Origin of the sequence: Dyella psychrodurans (assembly GCF_003363265.1) — a bacterium.
In the GTDB taxonomy this organism is placed as follows: Bacteria; Pseudomonadota; Gammaproteobacteria; order Xanthomonadales; family Rhodanobacteraceae; genus Dyella_B; species Dyella_B psychrodurans.
The window spans coordinates 246,219-264,964 of the sequence record NZ_QRBF01000002.1 but is presented as its reverse complement, the minus strand read 5'-3'; the positions used below and the strand labels follow the sequence as shown (position 1 = coordinate 264,964).

The following is an 18,746-nucleotide window of genomic DNA, read 5'->3' as shown; positions in this document are numbered from 1 at the left end:
GCATGTCGCCGCCAGAAGGGTGGAGCGTGTGCACGTCATCGATCCACACACCATACGCACTCGTAAGGCTGCGACCCCGCATGCATCCTCCGGCATGGATCGCCAGCACGCGTGTGAGAAACCGTGAGAAAGCGTGAAAGAAGTGAATTTCCGTGATTTTCCGTGCGTGACACATCTTTACACGAATCGTGATGCTCGCCATGCGCCACATGCACGGGCCTGACACAGACAGACCACCGGCTGCGGCCACACACGAAAGCAGGATCGAGGGGAATTTCTATCCGGCTTCCATCGCCTCGACGTACGCATGCGTTGCCGTGCGCGTCCTGCATTCCTTATCCGCATGGAGGAAATATCAAGCATGAACAGGATTTACAGCAAAGTCTGGAACGCATCGCTGGGCGCTGTCGTGGTGGCATCCGAGCTGGCCAGCTGCGATGTGGTGGTCGACAGCCGCAAACAAGAGCGCTCCGGCCTCCGTCTTGTCGGTATTTCAGTAGCCATCATGCTGGCCATGGCGTTGACGCCAAAGTCCGCGCACGCCGATGTCTGCACGGGAACGTTTGCGCCGGCCAATCAGCCTTATGCGTTGAGCAACGCGTTCGCCTGTGGTTCGCTGGCGTCGGCCCTGGGCAACTACAGCACCGCCCTGGGCAATCGCTCGCTGGCGATGGGCGACTATTCGACGGCGCTTGGCTACATGTCGACCGCGCGCGGCGACAACAGCATCGCGATCGGCCACGACGCGTTCGCCTCTGGCACGGCCAGCATTGCACTGGGGCAAAACAGCGCTGCATCGGGCAACAACAGCGTTGCGCTTGGTGCCGGATCGGTCGCCGATGTCGACAATGTCGTCTCCGTAGGCAGTGCAGGACAAGAGCGCCGCGTCATCCATGTCGCCAATGGCGTTGATGCGCACGATGCGGTGAACATATCCCAGTTGAAGACGCTTGCCGACAGCGTCAGCGATGCACAGCATTACTTCAAAGCCAACGGCAACAACGACGGCAGCGACGATGCCATCGCCACGGGCGTGAGGTCGACGGCGGCTGGGTCATACAGTGTGGCCACGGGCAATTACAGCACCGCCACCGGTGTTGCCGCCGAAGCTATCGGCAACTATTCCCTCGCCCAAGGCGCCTTCGCATTCGCCAACGGGGACAGTGCGACCGCATTGGGCGTGGCAAGCTACGCCATCGGCGACAGTGCTACGGCCGTTGGCGACGACTCCCTCGCTTACGGCCGAAGTTCCACGGCAGTCGGCAGTCTCGCATTCGCCAATGGCGTCAATGCCACCGCGCTCGGCACCTTCAGCTACGCACAAGCGCGCAATGCCATCGCGCTGGGCTTCAACGCGCAAGCGCTCACTGCAGGCAGCGTGGCGCTGGGCGCCAACTCCATCGCCAACCGTGCCAACGCGGTATCGGTGGGCCGCGTGGGACACGAACGCCAGATCACCAACGTGGCTGCAGGTACCCAAGGCACCGACGCGGTCAACAAGTCGCAGCTCGATGACGTGGCTGACGGCGTGAGCGATGCCACTCACTATTTCGCCGCCAACGGCCAAGGCAACGACGATGCGATCGCCAGCGGCCAGTACGGCACCGCCGCCGGTTCGGGCAGCTTCGCCATGGGCACCGGTGCCTCGGCTTTCGGCAGCGGCGCCAATGCTATCGGTAGCTACAGCAGTGCCGTCGGTTACGGCAGCGCTGCGATAGCGAACAACAGCGTTGCGCTGGGCGCGAACTCCGTCGCCGATCGAGACCATACCGTCTCCGTCGGCAGCGCAGGTGCCGAACGCCAGATCACTAACGTGGCGGCCGGTACGCAGGCCACCGATGCGGTCAACAAGTCGCAGCTGGATACCTTGGCCGGCAACGTCAGCGACGCACAGCATTACTTCAAGGCCAACGGCAACAACGACGGCAGCGACGATGCCATCGCCACAGGCGTGAAGGCGACGGCGGCCGGGTCATACAGCCTGGCCACGGGCAATTTCAGCACCGCCACCGGTGTTGCCGCTCAAGCCATCGGCAACTACTCCCTCGCCCAAGGTGCCTTCGCATTGGCAGAGGGAGACAGCGCTACCGCGTTGGGCGTAGCGAGCTTTGCCATCGGCGATAATGCTACGGCCGTTGGCGAAGACTCCTTCGCTTACGGCCAAAATTCCACGGCTATTGGCGGATTCTCCTTCGCTTACGGCCAAGGTTCCACGGCGGTCGGCTATGACGCGTTCGCCAATGGCGTCAATGCCACCGCGCTCGGCACAGACAGCTATGCGCAGGCGCGCAATGCGATGGCACTGGGCTACAACGCGCAAGCGCTCACTGCAGGCAGTGTGGCGCTGGGTGCCAACTCCATCGCGAACCGCGCCAACTCGGTATCCGTGGGCAGCGCGGGACACGAACGCCAGATCACCAACGTGGCGGCCGGCACGCAGGCCACCGATGCGGTGAACAAGTCGCAGTTGGATGACTTGGCCAGCAACATCGGCGGTGCACAGCGTTACTTCAAAGCCAATGGCAACAACGATGGCAGCGACGATGCGAGTGCGACGGGGATAAAATCGACGGCGGCCGGGGCAGACAGCGTGGCCAGCGGCAATTACAGCACCGCCACCGGTATCGGTGCTCAAGCCGCCGGCGTCACCTCTCTCGCCCAAGGTGCCTACGCATTCGCCGGCGGGGACATGTCGGTCGCGTTGGGCATGGCAAGCCTCGCCAGCGGCGACGGTAGTACGGCCGTCGGCGGAGGCGCCTACGCTTACGGCCAAAGCTCCACGGCAGTGGGCGGCTCCTCGTTCGCCAATGGCGTCAATTCCACCGCGCTCGGCGTTGACAGCTACGCGCTGGCACGCAATGCGATGGCACTGGGCTACAACGCGCAAGCGCTCACTGCAGGCAGTGTGGCGCTGGGTGCCAACTCCATCGCGAACCGTGCCAACGCAGTATCGGTGGGCCGCGTGGGACACGAACGCCAGATCACCAACGTGGCTGCCGGCACCCAAGACACCGACGCGGTCAACAAGTCGCAGCTGGATGACGTGGCTAACGGCGTGAGCGATGCCACTCACTATTTCGCCGCCAACGGCCAAGGCAACGACGATGCGATCGCCAGCGGTCAATACGCCACCGCCGCGGGTTCGGGCAGCTTCGCGATGGACGATGGCGCATCAGCCTTCGGCAGTGGCGCCAATGCTATCGGTAGCTACAGCAGTGCCGTGGGTTACGGCAGCGCCGCGATAGCGAACAACAGCGTTGCGCTGGGCTCGAACTCCGTCGCCGATCGTGACAGTACCGTCTCCGTCGGCAGCGCAGGTGCCGAACGCCAGATCACTAACGTGGCGGCCGGTACGCAGGCCACCGATGCGGTCAACAAGTCGCAGTTGGATACCTTGGCCGGCAACGTCAGCGACGCACAGCATTACTTCAAAGCCAACGGCAACAACGACGGCAGCGACGATGCCATCGCCACGGGTGTGAGGGCGACGGCAGCCGGGTCATACAGCGCGGCCACGGGTAATTTCAGCACCGCTACCGGTGCTGGCGCTCAAGCCGCCGGCAACTACTCCCTTGCCCAAGGTGCTTTAGCTTTGGCAACCGGGGACAATGCGGCAGCGTTGGGCGTGGCAAGCTACGCCATCGGCGGCAATGCTACGGCCGTTGGCGCAAGCTCGTTCGCTTACGGCCAAAGTTCCACGGCAGTTGGTAGTGGCTCGTCCGCCAGTGGCGTCAATTCCACCGCACTCGGCAATGTCAGCCGTGCGCAGGCGGACAATGCGATGGCACTTGGCTACAGCGCGCAAGCGCTCACCACCGGCAGCGTGGCGCTGGGCGCCAACTCCATCGCCAACCGTGCCAACGCGGTATCGGTGGGCCGCGTCGGACACGAACGCCAGATCACCAACGTGGCCGCCGGCACCCAAGGTACCGATGCGGTCAACAAGTCGCAGCTGGATGACGTGGCTAACGGCGTAAGCGATGCCACCCACTATTTCGCCGCCAACGGCCAAGGCAACGACGATGCGATCGCCAGTGGCCAGTACGGCACCGCCGCCGGTTCGGGCAGCTTCGCGATGGGCAATGGTGCATCGGCCTTCGGCAGTGGTGCCAACGCTATTGGCAATTTCAGCACCGCCACCGGCTATGGCAGCTCGGCCATCGGCGACAGCAGTGTCGCCCTTGGCAACAACGCAACGGCGAATGGCACTATGAGCACTGCGCTGGGTAGCAGCTCGCAGGCGCTGGGCTACAACTCCGTGGCGGTTGCCGGCGGCGCGGTGGACAGCACTGCGAATTTCGGCCAGGCGTACGGCTATGGCGCCTCCGTGGGCACCAATTCTTACAGCGGCATCGCCATCGGTTCGGCTGCCACCGTAGGCAGCAGCGCCAGCGGCAGCATTGCCATGGGTGCCTATGCCACGGCTAATGGGTCGTCGAGCATGGCGATAGGCTCGACAGGCGCGCTTGTCGATAACGTTAGCCACAGCATCATCGTTCGTCCCACGATGAGCACCGGAACCTATTCGATGGCCTTGGGCCCGGCAGCCCAAGCCGGCGGCAAGACCAGTGTCGCGCTCGGCTTCGCAGCAACTACCTACGGCGCCAATTCGGTAGCGCTTGGTCCGTATGCCGGCTACTACGGCCTGACGGCGGAGAGCGTGGCGATCGGTAATTCGACCGCCGTAACGGGCATCAACTCCATCGCACTGGGAGCACGTTCGGTAGCCGACCGCGACAACACTCTTTCGGTGGGTAGCGTTGGCAACGAGCGTCAGATCACCAACGTGGCCGTCGGTACCCAGGCCACCGATGCGGTCAACAAGTCGCAGTTGGATGCACTCTCCGACAGCGTTGGCTCCGCCAGTCATTACTTCGCCGCCACCGGCCAAGGTAACGACGATGCGATCGCCAGCGGCCAGTACGCTACCGCCGCCGGCTCGGGCAGCTTTGCGATGGGCGATGGTGCGTCGGCCTTCGGCAGTGGTGCCAATGCCATCGGTCAATACAGCGTTGCCTCCGGCTATGGCAGCGCGGCACTCGGCGACAGCGCTATTGCCATGGGTGCGAATGCGCAGGCCAGCGGTGACCAGTCGCTGGCGCTGGGTGGCGGGGCATCCGCGTCGTACTACAACGCCATCGCCATCGGTTCCAACAGTGCTTCCACCAGCTGGTCCTCGATAGCCATGGGCCTGAACAGCCAAGCCAACGGCGTTCGCAGCATCGCCATCGGCGAACGGGCGCAGACGGCCAATCTCGGCACGGTCGCCTTGGGTTGGGCCAGCACGGCTACTGGCATGTTCTCCACTGCTCTGGGTGGCGCTGCCTCGGCCATTGGCTATAACACGTTGGCAGCCGGCTCCGGGGCGTGGGTGCTGGGCAACAACTCAACCGCACTGGGCGCAGGTGCAGGCAGTGGCTATACGGTGGATGAAATCACTGCAGTGGGCTCCAATGCGGGAGCTAACGCTTATCGCGCCACAACGGTCGGGGCAGGCAGCTACATCGCGAGCTGGGCACCCAAGAGCACCGTGATCGGTGCCAATACCTTCAGCTTCGACAGCAACGGCACCGCCATCGGCGAAAGCAGCGAAGTGGCTTACGGTGCTACGAATGCAGTGGCGCTGGGTTCGGGTTCGTATGCTGATCGGGCGAACACCGTCTCGGTCGGTGCCGATTCGGCTTGGACGGATGGTTATGGCGTCGAGCACAACGCTGTCACACGCCAGATCACCAACGTGGCCGCAGGCACCGAAGACACCGATGCGGTGAACAAGTCGCAGTTGGATGCGCTCTCCGACAGCGTCGGTGCCGCCAGCCATTACTTCGCCGCCACCGGCAACGGTAATGACGATGCGATCGCCAGTGGTCAGTACGCCACTGCCGCCGGCTCGGGCAGCTTCGCCATGGGCATGGGCAGCTCAGCCTTTGGCAGCGGCGCCAACGCCATTGGTAATTTCAGCACCGCCGTCGGCTATGGCAGCTCGGCTATCGGCGACAACAGTATCGCCGCAGGCCAGCAAGCCAATGCCAGCGGTTTGGAAGCGAGTGCATTCGGTTACACCGCCAATGCGCAGGCAGATGGTTCGCTGGCTCTGGGCGCTGAATCTTATGTAGATAGCGCGGCAAGTGGCGGCATTGCCATCGGTCTGGCGTCGGAAGCTCACGGCCCAGCTTCCATCGCCATGGGCGTCGCTGCAAGCACCGGTGCAAATGCCAGCAACTCCGTCGCCATCGGTACGCTCGCCAGTGTGTCGGGGCAGTCCAGCACGGCCATTGGCGGCATCTATGGCGATGTTGTAGGTAACGACATTTATGTCGCCAACACTTATGCGGGTGGATTCGCCTCCACTGCGCTAGGAGCCGGTGCGCAAGCCCAAGCCGATCGTAGTGTGGCGATTGGCACGGGTGCACTAAGCGAAGGCAGCCGCTCCGTCGCGTTGGGCAACCTGTCAGTGGCCGATCGCGACATGAGTGTCTCTGTGGGCAGTGCCGGCGACGAACGCCAGATCACCAACGTGGCTGCCGGTACCCAAGCCACCGATGCGGTGAACAAGTCGCAGCTGGATGCGGTGGCCAATGCCGGCACCCAAACCAATCGCTACTTCAAAGCCAATGGCATGAACGATGGTACCGACGACGCCAGCGCCAGCGGCACGCAGTCGGTTGCTAGCGGCGCCAATGCCAAGGCAACTACCGATGGCACGGTGGCTATAGGCGCAACGAGCACGGCGATGGGCGTGCAAAGCACTGCGCTCGGGTTTGGCGCAACCGCCATTGGCAATGCCAGCATGGCACTGGGTGCCAACAGCTTGAGCACTGGCTACAACAGCGTGGCGCTGGGCAACGGCAGCTTTGCCGATCGCGACAACACGGTCTCCGTGGGCCGCGTAGGTAGCGAACGTCAGATCACGAACGTCAAGGCAGGCACCCAGAACACCGATGCGGTCAACGTTGCTCAGCTCAAGCAGGCAGGTCTGATGGATGCCAGCGGCAACACCGTTTCAGCCCTTGCTTACGATGCAGGTAGCAACCAGGCCTCGATCACGTTCGGCGGTAACAGCGGAACGACACTCACCAACGTCGCAGCCGGCCTGAACAGCACGGATGCAGTGAACGTGAACCAGTACAAGTCGCTGGCCGCCGCCATCGGGGGCAATGTCGCCATGGATGCCAACGGCATGATGGGCCTGCCGCAATTCAGCATCCAAGGCAACATGTTCAACAACGTGAGCGGCGCGTTTAGTGCCCTGGACGGCGCCATGACAGGTGCCCTCAACAGCATCAATTCGTTGAATGGACGCGTCGGAAGTCTCGAAACCCAGGTGAGCAGTCTAGGCACGAGCAGCAGCACACTCGTGCCGGCAACAAGCAGCAACGTCCCAAGCACCAGCACGACACAAGCGGCAAGCATCACGGATACGAACACCATCGCGGGCACTAATGCACAAATTGCCAGCACGGCTTCGAATGCCACATCAGTGGGTGCGGACAGCAATGTCACCGCATCGTCCGGTACCGCTATCGGTCAGGGTAGTCAGGTCACCGCATCGAATGCCGTCGCGGTCGGTGCCGGCTCGGTCGCTGATCAAGCCAACACGGTATCGGTGGGTAGCGTCGGTGCGGAACGTCAGATCACCAACGTCGCCGCGGGGGTCAACGCCACCGATGCAGCCAACGTCAGCCAAGTGGCGGCAGCTACGCAAAGTGCCATCGACGCTGCGCAGTCGTACGCCGATGCCGGTGATACACAAACACTGAGCTCCGCCAATGCGTATACCGATCAAAAGACCGCAGGCCTGGTCACCAGTGACAACTTCAACGCGTTCCGCGACTCGGTGAACAGCCAGTTCCACTCGGTCAACCTGCGCTTGAATCGCGTGGGCGCCATGGGCACGGCGATGGCCGGTATGGCCGGCGCCATTGCGGCGGCACCGGGCACCGACAATCGCGTGAGTGCGGCAGCCGGTACCTACGCCGGTCAGGGAGCGCTGGCGGTTGGCCTCGCTCATCGCATTTCGGGTAACGGCGCCGTGCTGATCGGCGGCTCGATTGCCGGTGGTGGCGAATCCAGCGGCACGGTCGGCGTCAGCTTCGGCTGGTAACGAATTGCGCCCTCTTCGCGCGAGGGGAGAGGGCGCTTGCACATCGCCATGCCGTTCACGGCATGGCGAGAACCGGACGATTGCGCATCGTCCGCCATTTCACCCTGGACGCGGATAGTCCCAGGCCTCACTTCAAGGATCCATGTGTCATGAAGTCACTTCACACACTTCGTTTCGGCGCGTTGGCTGCCGCTTTGTTCTTGTCCGCATCGGCGATTCATGCTGCTGATGCACCCACGCTATCGGCCAAGTTTGTCGGCGTTGGTCAGGCGAATCAAACCTATGATCGTTTCATCGTTACCTACAAAGACGGCACGACTCAGCGCAGCAGCAGCACCGCTGCTCTGCAAAACGTCAAGGCTGCCATCAGCCGTGCCGGTCTGGACCGTGCGACGATTTCGTCCACGGGCGGCGCCACGGTGGCCGCCGTGTCGGCGTCGTACCAACGCAAGCTCGCTGTCGGTTCCGATCTGGTCCGCACCTCGCGCAAGCTCAATCAGAGCGAAGCGAACACGCTGATGGCACAGCTCACTGCTGACCCGTCGGTTGCGCACGTGCAGCCGGATTACAAGATGTACCGGGTCAAAGACATTCCCGCACCCGCTGCAATGAATGCACAGGCTAATGCGGCACTACAAGCCTTTACGCCTGATGACCCGTACTACGAGGAGTACCAGTGGTATTTCTTCAATCCAACGGGCGGGGCCGACGTCAACAATGCGTGGAATATCGCCGATGGCACCGGCATCACCGTAGCCGTGATCGACACCGGTATTACGCAGCACCCCGACCTGGATTATTCGCTGGCCACCAACAATATCGGATACGACTTCATCACCGATTCGTTCGTCTCCGGCCGCCCCACGGACGATCGCGTGCCGGGCGGCTGGGACCTTGGCGACTGGGATAACACGCAACCCTATCTGCAAGAATGCTACGGTTCGAACAACCCCGCCGATGGTGAGCCAAGCAGCTGGCACGGTACGGTGGTGTCCGGCGAAGTCGCTGAACTCACCAACAACGGCATCGGCATGGCCGGTATTGCCTACAACGCCAAGGTCCTGCCCGTGCGCGTACTGGGCCACTGCGGCGGCTACGATTCCGACATTTCCGACGCCATCGAATGGGCATCCGGTGGTCACATCAATGGCGTGCCTGATCTGGCGCAACCGGCTCAAGTTATCAACATGAGCCTCGGCGGTAGCGGGACGTGCGATGCCACCACCCCCGAATACGCTGCTATCCAAGATGCAATCAGCCGTGGCACCACGGTGGTGGTGGCTGCTGGCAACAGCGCGGCGGATGTTGCCAACTTCACACCGGCAAGCTGCCCGGGCGTCATCGCAGTCGCCTCCAACGGCATCACGGGCAAGCGCGCGTTCTATTCCAACTACGGCAGTGGCATTACGATTTCGGCTCCGGGCGGCGGCATTTATGCCAACGATGCCTCGTCAGGCCAGATCGTGGACAATGGCTTCATCTGGCAGGCTGTGAATTTGGGCGCGACAACACCCATTTATCCTGCCGATCCAGCTGAGGCTTATGGCGGCATGGCAGGCACTTCGCAGGCCGCACCCCAAGTTACCGGCACCGTAGCCATGATCGATGGTGCTGTGAAGGCTGCTGGCGCGCAAGCGCTTACCCCCGCTCAAATCACCAACGTGGTTGTGAAGTCGGCACGAGCGTTCCCTGTCGCCGAAGACCATCCGATTGGCGCAGGTATTGTCGATGCTTACGCCGCGGTCAACCTTGCATTGGCTAACGGTGGCGGAACTGCTCCAAGCGCCACGCCGCTGACTAAGGGTGTGTTGCTGTCCGGCCAGAGCTCCACCACCAGCAATCTGTACTCGATCGTCGTGCCAGCAGGTGCCACGACGCTGAACATCCGCACCCTTGGCGGTTCGGGCAACGTGGGCTTGTACGTGAAGGCCGGCAGCGCCCCGTCCGCTAACGGCAGCAATGCGGATTTCAGCTCGATCAAGCCCGGCACCAGCGAAGCGGTAGTTATTCCGCAACCGCAAGCGACCACGTACTACATACTTGTAACCGCGCCGCAGGGCAGCTATAGCAACATCTCGGTGCTGGCGGACTACAACCCGTAATCGGCGCTTTCACGCTGCACACGCTGCATAAAAAAACCCCGGCACATGTGCCGGGGTTTTTATTTTCCGTGCTATTACGTGTTTAACCGGCGACGTCGGCTTGTTCGAGTGCAACCGCAGCAGCATGAATCACCGCGGCGATGCGCGCGGCGCTCTGAATCGGCTGCGCAGAAAGACCGTGCTTACGCAGTGTCTTCTCGTGCGATTCCAGGCACATGCCGCAGCCATTCACCGCAGACACGGCGAGCGATGCGAGTTCGAAGTCGACTTTAGAACCACCTGGATTGGACATCGCGTTCATGCGCAGGCCCGCACGCAGCGTGCCGTATTCCGGTTCTTCAACCAGGTGCAGGAAGCGATAGTAGATGTTGTTCATGCCCATGATCGCCGCGGCGACGCGAGCACCGTTGAGTTCTTCCGCGCTCGCATACTTGGCCGCTTCTTCAGCGATCGCAGCAGTGAGCGGCTTGTAGCGCGACGCGATCGCCGAAGCGAGTGCGATCACGAAAATCTGCTTGTTCGTCAGACCCGGTGCACCGCCTTCGCTCAGCACGGATTCGAGATTAAGCCGCAGGTCCTTCGCGTAATCGGGCAGTTGGGCTTTCAGGTCGGCAAGGCTCATGGGACACCTCTTTGAATTTTCGGCATGCGAGCCGGAAGCCCACGCGTGGCCTCAAGCGTTCGCAGCAAGAAAAAAAAGCGGCGGCGAAGCGAACTTCGCCGCCGCGACGACTCCGCGCGCTCCGATGGGGAGGGGGATGAGCGGCGCGGAGTGCTGGCGGTAACTGGAATCAGGCGACCTTGAGGGTCTCGTCGCCCTGGCTCCAGTTGCAGGGGCACAGTTCGTCGGTCTGCAGGGCGTCGAGCACGCGCAGCACTTCGGCCGGGTTGCGGCCGACGGAACCGTCGGTCACGTAGACGAAGCGGATGACGCCTTGCGGATCGACCAGGAACGTGGCGCGCTGGGCCACGCCGTCTTCGGTCAGGATGCCCAGCGCGTTGCTGAGGTCCTTCTTGATGTCGGCCAGCATCGGGAACTTCAGGTCGCGCAGATCCTTGTGATCCTTGCGCCATGCGAGGTGAACGAACTCGGAGTCGGTGCTGGCGGCAAGCACCTGGCAGTCGCGGTCGGCAAACTGCTGGTTCACATCGCTGAAGCCCTTGATTTCGGTCGGGCACACGAAGGTGAAATCCTTGGGATAGAAGAACACGCACAGCCACTTGCCCTTGTACGTGTTGTTGTCGATGTTCTGAAACGCCTTGTCGAGACTTTCGATCGAAACGGTGGCGGGGACGTTGAACTGCGGGAACTTGTCACCGATGGTCAGCATGTATTGCTCCTGATTGATAAGGGTTTCAGCGGGCGCAGGCGCCGCACCCCGCGGCACCTACCTGTACAAAGATAGGGGGTGCACTTGCATTGTTCAAATCAATTATTACCATAGGGTTCATAGGCGAAGCCTATAATTGGAGTCATCGATGAACCTGCGCGACCTGCACTACCTCGTATCCCTGGCCGAACACCGGCACTTTGGTCGCGCCGCCGAAGCGTGCTTCGTCAGCCAGCCCACGCTCTCCACGCAGATCAAGAAACTCGAGGACGAGCTGGGCGTACCGCTCGTCGAGCGCACGCCGCGCAAGGTGCTGCTGACGGATGTCGGACGCGAGATCGCCAGTCGCGCGCGCGACGTACTCAACGAAATCGAGCAGATCAAGGGCATCGCGCGGCGCACGGTGGATCCGGAATCGGGCACGGTGCGGCTGGGCATTTTCCCCACGCTGGGGCCGTACTTGCTGCCACACGTTGTCCCGATGGTGCACAGTCGTTTTCCGCGCCTCGAATTGCTGCTTGTCGAAGAGAAAACCGAAACAGTGCTGCATCGCCTGCGCGAAGGGAAACTCGACGCCGGCGTGCTCGCCCTGCCCGTCCACGACGACAGCCTGCACTCCGAATTTTTGTTCGAGGAACCCTTCCTGCTGGCCGTGCCGCAATCGCATCCGCTGGCCAAGCGTTCGCAGCTGAAGCTCAACGATCTTTCCGATCAGAGCCTGCTGTTGCTGGAAGACGGCCACTGCATGCGCGACCAGGCGCTGGAGGTCTGCCACATGGCGGGTGCCGGCGAGAAGAGCGGTTTTCGCGCCACGAGCCTGGAGACGCTGCGCCAGATGGTGGCCGCCAATGTCGGCATCACCTTGCTGCCCACGCTCGCCGTGAAACCGCCCGTGGCGCAGGCGCCGAATCTGCAACTGGTCGAATTCAGCGGTCATCCGCCCAGCCGCCGTATCGCGATGCTGTGGCGCAAGAGTTCGGCGATGGGTGGATTTCTCAAGCAGCTTGCCGATGTGTTCCGGTCGCTGCCGAGCGATCTGCTCGATCCGCACACCGCAGCGTCGGCCAGTGCAAAACGTCGCCGCGTCGCGTGATGAGCGGCGGCATTTTGCCATAGTCACGGTCAATCAACTTCATAAGAACAATCAATTTCATGGCTTGCCAACACGGCGTTACGCTCGGAGGGCACGGCCCCTAGGTCGTCTCTGCATTCCCCTCCCAAGCCCAACGCCACGAGGTGATGTGATGAGCAAGCTGAAAGGCTCCAAGACGGAGCAGAACCTGAAAGATGCATTCGCCGGCGAGTCGATGGCCAATCGCCGTTATCTGTATTTCGCATCCAAGGCAGACGTGGAAGGCTACAACGACGTATCCGCGGTGTTCCGCTCCACCGCCGAAGGCGAAACCGGCCACGCTCACGGTCACCTGGAATATCTCGAACAATGCGGCGATCCCGCCACGGGTCTTCCCTTCGGCGGCACCGATCTGAACCTCAAGAGCGCCATTGCAGGCGAGACGCACGAGTACTCCGACATGTACCCGGGCATGGCCAAGACCGCGCGCGACGAAGGTTTCGAAGAAGTTGCCGATTGGTTCGAGACGCTGGCCAAGGCCGAACGCTCGCACGCCAACCGCTTCCAGAAAGCTTTGAACGAACTGCATTGATGTCTCGCGCCGGCGGCTTCCGCAACGAAGCCGCCGGTTCGCTGTTGTGATCCTTCATTCGCTGAAGAACCACACGGCCGGCATGCGTCGGCCACCGAGGACACGATCATGGCCGAGCCGATCACCGGTTCACGCGAAGGCAGTCTCGAGGCGCCCACGCGCCATCCGCTGGACTGGACGAATCCCGAATTCTGGAACAAGCAGGCACTCGATGCGGAGTTGGAGCGCGTCTTCAACATCTGCCACGGCTGCCGGCGGTGCGTGAGCCTGTGCCACGCCTTCCCCACCTTGTTCGATTTGATCGATGAGTCCAGTTCGATGGAAATCGACGGCGTCGCCAAAAGCGATTACAAGAACGTCGTCGACCAGTGTTACCTGTGCGACCTGTGCTACCTCACCAAATGTCCTTACGTGCCGCCGCACCCTTGGAACGTGGATTTTCCTCACGTGATGCTACGCGCGAAGGCCGTGGAATTTCGTGAAAACGGTGCGCCGCTGTCGGCACGCATGCTTTCCAATACGCGCGTCGTGGGCAAGCTGGTGTCCATTCCCGTGGTCGTGCAGACGGTCAATGCCGCGAACAAGAACAAGACCGCACGCAAGCTGCTCGAAAAAACCATGGACATCGACGCGCAGGCGCGCGTTCCCACGTATCACACGCCGACGGCGCGCAAGCGCCTTCGCAAGCTCGATGGCTCGGGCGAGGTGAAACCCGCAGGCCGCACACGCGGCAAGGTCGCCATCTTCGCCACCTGTTACTGCGATCACTCCGAACCCGGCGTGGTCGAAGATCTTGCCGCCGTACTGCAACACAACGCGATTCCCGTGCGCATGGTCGAACAGGAAAGCTGTTGCGGGATGCCGAAGCTCGAACTCGGCGACCTGGAAACCGTGCGCAAGTACAAGGAGCGCAACATACCCGTTCTGGCCAAGATGGCGCGTGATGGCTGGGATTTCACCGCAGCCATTCCTTCCTGCGTGTTGATGTTCAAGCAGGAATTGCCATTGATGTTCCCGGATGATGCGGATGTCGCGCTCGTGCGCGACAGTTTCTTCGATCCGTTCGAATACCTCGCCGAACGCCACAAGGCAGGAATGCTCGTCACCGACTTCAAGCAATCGCTGGGCAAAGTCGCGTGGCAGGTGCCTTGCCATCAGCGCGTGCAGAAAATCGGCCCGAAAACACGCGACATATTGCAACTGGTGCCGGACACCGAGGTCACCACCATCGAACGCTGCTCCGGACACGACGGCACTTACGGCGTGAAGCACAAGACGTATGCGCTTTCCCGCAAGCTCGCCAAACCCGTGGAAACGCGCGTCGTCCAGGCGGAAGCCACGCATTTCACCAGCGACTGCCCGATGGCCGGCAGTCACATCGCGCACGGCCTCGACGACAAACCGGCATCCGAACATCCCCTGAGCCTGTTGCGCAAGGCATACGGCATTTGACATGCCCTGTGCGCAACACGCTTCAGCATGCAGATCCATCGGCCCAGAAAAGAGATATGAACAAGCTTCAGCGCAACGACCTCCTTTCGCTGGAAACCTACGCCACCGAGCGCGCGGCGTTCCGCACGCGCGTCATCGCGCACAAGAAAACGCGCAGCGCGCACCTCGGCCATCACCTGAAACTGGTGTTCGAAGACCAGCTGACGATTCAATACCAGATCCAGGAGATGCTGCGCATCGAGCGGATCTTCGAAGCGCAAGGCATCAAGGACGAACTCGATGCCTACAACCCACTCATCCCCGACGGCAAGAATCTCAAGGCAACGCTGTTCGTCGAATATCCCGATGTCGAGGAACGCCGGCTTGCACTGGAACGACTGGTGGGCATCGAACACGATATCGAACTCACCGTCGCGGGGCATGCGCCCGTCAAGGCGATTGCAGACGAGGACATGGACCGCAGCACCGAGGAAAAAACCGCCGCGGTGCATTTCCTCCGTTTCGAACTCGATGCGTCGATGATCGAAGACTGGAAAGCGGGCGCAGATATCACGCTGGCGTCCACCCTTCCCGCCATGCGCGAACACATCAAGCTGACGCCCGAACTACGCCAAGCCTTGGCCGAAGATTTCGACTAGCCGCCTGCTCAACCGACGAGCGGCAATCCGGTGCGGCGCGACATGCCGGTTCCGCCCAGACAGCCACATCCTCCTACATCTTCGAGAGCAAACGCCTCGGCATCAATAGTGCAAGACACTGTGCAAGGGCACGCTGTCCGGCCAAAGCGAGCGCCCTTGCAAAGCCAGCAGCTCGATCAAAATGGAAGCACCGACGAGATCCGCGCCAAGCTGCCCCAGCAGATGGCGTGCTGCGCCGAGCGTTCCGCCAGTGGCGAGCACGTCGTCGACCAGCAACACGCGTTCGCCCTTCCGTAGCGTGTCGGTGCGTGCTTCGAGCCGATCGGTGCCATATTCCAGTGCGTAATCGGCATGCATCACCGGAGGCGGCAACTTGCCGGGCTTACGCAGGGGAATAAAACCCGCACCCAACTTGTGCGCGATCGCCGCCGCGAAAATGAAGCCGCGCGATTCCACGCCGCAGACAGCCTGCACATCGCGACCCAGCCACGGTTCCGCCATGGCATCGACGCAACGCGCGAACTCCGCGCCATCGGCCAGCAGCGGCGTGATGTCGCGAAAAATCACGCCCGGCTTTGGGAAATCCGGCACCGCGCGGATCAGGCTTTCTAACGATGTCATGCATGTACTCCCGTTTTTATTTGTCTGGTCACGCGCTTCGGCGCGGACGCCATGCACCGAATAGGATACCTGCCAGCGCAAGTACAAACCCGATCCAGTCTCCTGCGCCGGTAGGCCGGCCGAGCAGGATCACATCAAGAACGAATGCCAACGCCGGCTGCAACAGCAGCAGCAGCCCCACCAGCGAAGCAGGCAGCCGCGGCATCGCCCGCACCATCAGCAACCACCCAAGCACCTGCCCGAAGAAACCCAAGGCGAGCAACGCGCTCCAGCTGCGCACGCCATGCAAGACAAACGAATCTCCCTCGCCAAGGCCGCACACCCATAACAGCAGCGCACACAGCAGGCTCATGAGGCCGAGAAACTGCGCAGGCGACAAATGTGGATACGTCTTCAGCGCGTGCCGGAAGCTGAGCAAATAAACCGTATAAGCTAGACCGCTGCCGAGGCCCAGCCAGACACCTAATCGATGCTGCGCATCGAACACCGACCAATGGGCGCCCACCAGCAACCACAGTCCGATCATCGCCAGCATCACGCCAGGCACAAACCATCGCGCCGGCCGCTCGCGGTAGAAGGTCAGGCCGACCAGTGCCATCAGGAATACCTGGAAATTGGTCAACAGGGTCGCCACGCCAGGGCCTACCCAAAGAATGCTGCGATGCCATTGAATCAGGTCGGCAGCAAGCCCGATCGCAGGCAACACCGCGAGCGTAAGGTCGCGCCAAGTCATCGGACGCCACCCGCCGCTCATCGCCACCCACGCCAGCAACATGCCGCCGCCAAAAAACATGCGATAAAAGGCAGAAACAGTCGGCGCGGCTTGCGCGTAGACCACGAACAGGCTGGTGCTCGAAATCAGCGCCGCGCCGATGGCCATCTGAACGATGGCATCGCGCATGGATACTTCCCTGACGACGCCCGCAGGCGTCGCGACGGACGACTCGGTCATGACTGCCTCAGCCCGGCGCCGGCAGCAGCGCGCCGGTGTCGTCGTCCTCTTCCTGGATCACCTCTCTGGCTTCCGCCAGCGCGCGGTCGATCTCGCGCACGATCGCCTCGGCCGCATCCACGCTCGATTCGGGTACGAGCACCGCGACATAGTCCAACGCCGGCAGTTGCCCGACACCGCCCGTGAGGTATTCGCCGGAGATGAAAGCAGGCACTTCGGCGCCCTCTAGCGCATCTTTGACGAGATGGGCGTCGATCAGGCTCTGGGCTCGGTAGATGATGCGCATGGGGCCACGCTACTGCTGCTTGTCCGGCCGAGCAAGCATGTCACCAGAACGCACCGATGCCCGCCACGCCTTGGGCACCGTGGCGACGCGCCTCGTCAGCCTGCGCGGGCATCATGCCGCCCAACGCGTAGACGGGTAACGCAGCCGTTTCGGTCAGCGCCTGGAATCGCAACCAACCCAGCGCTTCCACCCCAGGATGGCTGGCCGTCGAGGCTACGGGAGAAAGCGTGGCGAAGTCGGCCCCGACATGCGCAGCACGTCCCAGCTCGGATACAACATGGCAACTGGCCCCGACCACCTGCGCCCACGGCAATGGCCGTTCGTCCAGCGCATGCAACTGCGTGGATCTCAGATGCACGCCAATACCGTCGCCGAGACTGCGCGCACCATCGATATCGCCGTTGAGCAGAATGTTCGCATCGCATTGCACAGCGCGTTTCTGCAGACGGGCTGCAAGCGCCCGCACTTGTGCCGCAGACCACAACGGAAAACGAAGTTGAATCAACCGAACGCCTTGCGCGAGTGCCGCATCCAGGCGCAGCTGCCACGATTCCGCCTGTTCCGGAACGACATCAGCCGGTGTGATCGCATAGAGCGAAGGCAGCCGCAGTGCCTGCAGAATGGGACGATCGGCGGGTGCCAGTGTTGCCAGATCCACCCGCATCGGCAACGACCACTGCAGCGCCTGTCCTTCCAGCGATGCAGGCGCGCCTTGCCAACGCGTGAACTGCCATGCATCGAGCAATAGCTCGCGCTCGCCGTAGCGCCACGGCACGCGTATCAGCGGCGTTCCGTCGGCGGCATCGATATGGATGCCGAGTTCTTCGTGAAGCTCTCGAACGAGCGCGCTTTGCGGCAGTTCGTCCGGCTCAAGCTTGCCACCCGGGAACTCCCAGAATCCGGCCAGATGCTTGCCCGGCGGACGCTGCGCCAGCAGCACCCTGCCCTGTGCGTCGCACAGCACGCCAGCCATGACGTGAACCTGGGCGGCCGCGCGGTTATTCACGGGAGTGGGAGCGTTTTCAGCTATTGCGGATGTACTCGACCATGTCGAAGTCGTAGCTGTGATCGCTATCCTTCTTGTGGTGCGTGCGCTTGACTTCGACCCAGTCGCTGAAATGAATGCCGGGGAAGAACGTATCCGCACCGTCCACCGCCGCGCCGACCCAGGTGAGATAAAGGCGCTGCGCCATCGGCAATGCGTCGTGGAAAACCTTGCCGCCGCCGATCACCATCAGTCCGGTGCCGTTGGAGCGGGCCTGCGCTTCCTCGATCGAACGCACCGTCACCTGCCCCGGAAACGGTGCCTCGTGACGACGGGAAAGGACCAGGTTCTCGCGATTGGGAAGCGCCTTGCCGATCGAAACGGCCGTGTTGTAACCCATGAGCACGTACTTGCCGACCGTCAGCTGCTTGAACCAGCGCAGATCGTCCGGCAAATGCCAGGGCAGCTGACCCTTGCGGCCGATTGCAAAGTTCTCGTCGAGGGCGGCAATCAACGAAATGGCCATGGATGCTCCGGGTCACAAAGGTGGGCAGGTGAAAGGCGCGGCGAGGATGCTCCCCGCCGTGCTGACCGCCCATTATAGCGTTTCG

The 18,746-nt window shown here is 62.2% G+C and carries 13 protein-coding genes; 6 read left to right on the top strand and 7 right to left on the bottom strand.

Annotated elements, in window-relative coordinates; all coding sequences use genetic code 11:
* Window positions 1-361 precede the first annotated feature (361 nt).
* Window positions 362-8,104 (top strand): ESPR-type extended signal peptide-containing protein, encoded by a 7,743-nt coding sequence (locus tag DWU99_RS07440; RefSeq protein ID WP_158543248.1) that lies wholly within the window; start codon window positions 362-364, stop codon window positions 8,102-8,104.
* Window positions 8,105-8,253: 149 nt separating this feature from the next.
* On the top strand, window positions 8,254-10,206 hold the full coding sequence (locus tag DWU99_RS07435) for a S8 family serine peptidase (RefSeq protein WP_158543247.1): 1,953 nt from the start codon (window positions 8,254-8,256) through the stop codon (window positions 10,204-10,206).
* Window positions 10,207-10,288: 82 nt separating this feature from the next.
* On the opposite strand, the gene ahpD is transcribed toward DWU99_RS07435, so the two are convergent.
* Window positions 10,289-10,828, bottom strand: coding sequence for an alkylhydroperoxidase, AhpD family (ahpD, locus tag DWU99_RS07430; RefSeq protein WP_115477390.1), 540 nt, complete (start codon window positions 10,826-10,828; stop codon window positions 10,289-10,291).
* A gap of 169 nt (window positions 10,829-10,997) precedes the next feature.
* A complete protein-coding gene (locus DWU99_RS07425; protein ID WP_115477389.1) occupies window positions 10,998-11,537 on the bottom strand; it encodes a peroxiredoxin in 540 nt (179 codons plus the stop codon).
* A gap of 148 nt (window positions 11,538-11,685) precedes the next feature.
* Here DWU99_RS07425 and oxyR point away from each other — a divergent pair, with 148 nt between their 5' ends.
* The 4 genes from oxyR (at window position 11,686) to DWU99_RS07405 (ending at window position 15,291) form a co-directional block, all read left to right on the top strand.
* Window positions 11,686-12,630: a DNA-binding transcriptional regulator OxyR gene (oxyR, locus tag DWU99_RS07420; protein WP_115477388.1), complete on the top strand. Its 945-nt coding sequence runs from the start codon at window positions 11,686-11,688 to the stop codon at window positions 12,628-12,630.
* Window positions 12,631-12,781: 151 nt separating this feature from the next.
* Window positions 12,782-13,201, top strand: coding sequence for a rubrerythrin family protein (locus DWU99_RS07415; protein ID WP_115477387.1), 420 nt, complete (start codon window positions 12,782-12,784; stop codon window positions 13,199-13,201).
* Window positions 13,202-13,309: 108 nt separating this feature from the next.
* Window positions 13,310-14,653, top strand: coding sequence for a (Fe-S)-binding protein (locus DWU99_RS07410; protein ID WP_115477386.1), 1,344 nt, complete (start codon window positions 13,310-13,312; stop codon window positions 14,651-14,653).
* 56 nt (window positions 14,654-14,709) lie between these two features.
* Window positions 14,710-15,291: a DUF3501 family protein gene (locus DWU99_RS07405; protein ID WP_115477385.1), complete on the top strand. Its 582-nt coding sequence runs from the start codon at window positions 14,710-14,712 to the stop codon at window positions 15,289-15,291.
* 102 nt (window positions 15,292-15,393) lie between these two features.
* On the opposite strand, the gene DWU99_RS07400 is transcribed toward DWU99_RS07405, so the two are convergent.
* Genes DWU99_RS07400 through DWU99_RS07380 form a run of 5 tightly spaced genes read right to left on the bottom strand, consistent with a single transcriptional unit; the run spans window position 15,394 to window position 18,661 of the window.
* Window positions 15,394-15,912, bottom strand: coding sequence for an adenine phosphoribosyltransferase (locus DWU99_RS07400; protein WP_115477384.1), 519 nt, complete (start codon window positions 15,910-15,912; stop codon window positions 15,394-15,396).
* Between the two features lie 28 nt (window positions 15,913-15,940).
* Window positions 15,941-16,864 carry a DMT family transporter gene (locus DWU99_RS07395; protein ID WP_115477383.1) on the bottom strand — a complete coding sequence of 308 codons (924 nt, stop codon included), beginning with the start codon at window positions 16,862-16,864 and terminating at the stop codon, window positions 15,941-15,943.
* Between the two features lie 7 nt (window positions 16,865-16,871).
* A complete protein-coding gene (locus DWU99_RS07390) occupies window positions 16,872-17,150 on the bottom strand; it encodes a putative signal transducing protein (RefSeq protein WP_115477382.1) in 279 nt (92 codons plus the stop codon).
* A 40-nt stretch (window positions 17,151-17,190) separates the two neighbouring features.
* Window positions 17,191-18,156 (bottom strand): Nudix family hydrolase, encoded by a 966-nt coding sequence (locus DWU99_RS07385; protein WP_233510954.1) that lies wholly within the window; start codon window positions 18,154-18,156, stop codon window positions 17,191-17,193.
* A 16-nt stretch (window positions 18,157-18,172) separates the two neighbouring features.
* Window positions 18,173-18,661 (bottom strand): dihydrofolate reductase, encoded by a 489-nt coding sequence (locus DWU99_RS07380; protein ID WP_115477380.1) that lies wholly within the window; start codon window positions 18,659-18,661, stop codon window positions 18,173-18,175.
* Between the last annotated feature and the right edge of the window lie 85 nt (window positions 18,662-18,746).